Here is an 819-nt window from a genome sequence, read left to right on the forward strand (position 1 = left end):
CCGACTGGTCAGGACCAGGCTGCGCACGCCGTGCTCGGTGACCAGGTGCCGGGCGACCAGACCGCCCAGCGTGCCCGTACCACCCGTGATCAGGACCGTGCCGTCCGCGTCCAGCGCCCTCGGCATCCGCAACACCAGCTTGCCCACATGCCTCGCCTGCGACATGAACCGGAACGCCTCCGGCGCCCGCCGCACATCGAACGACCGCACCGGCACCGGCTCCAACGCCCCCGAGACGAACAACGGCATCAGCACCGCGAACAACTCCGCGATCCCGTCCGCACCCGCCGCCTCGATCAGATCGAACGCCTGATACGACACACCCCCGAACCCCGCGGCCACCTCCCCCGCATCCCGCACATCCGTCTTGCCCATCTCCACGAACCGGCCACCCTCGGCCAGCAGCCGCAACGACGCGTCCACGAACTCCCCCGCGAGGGAGTTCAACACCACATCCACACCCCGGCCGCCCGTGGCCGCACGGACGCGCTCCTCGAACTCCAGCGAACGGGAATCGGCGATGTGATCGTCGTCCAGGCCCAGAGAACGCAAGGTGTCCCACTTGCCCACGCTCGCCGTCGCGAACACCTCCGCGCCCAGATGACGGGCGATCTGCACCGCCGCCATCCCCACACCACCCGCACCCGCGTGGATCAGCACCGACTCACCCGCACGCAGGCCGCCCAGCTCCACCAGCCCGTAATACGCCGTCAGGAACACCACCGGCACAGACGCCGCCCGCTCGAACGACCACCCCGACGGCACCACCGCCAACGTCCGCACATCCGCCACCGCCACCGGACCGAACGACGGGAACAT

At 70.0% G+C, this 819-nt stretch carries 1 protein-coding gene; it reads right to left on the reverse strand.

Annotated features, from left to right (window positions below):
• The coding region (locus ALMP_RS35325; RefSeq protein WP_264935859.1) for a zinc-binding dehydrogenase at window positions 1-819 on the reverse strand (819 nt) is incomplete at both ends.

This window comes from Streptomyces sp. A012304, assembly GCF_026008495.1.
Lineage (GTDB): Bacteria > Actinomycetota > Actinomycetes > Streptomycetales > Streptomycetaceae > Streptomyces.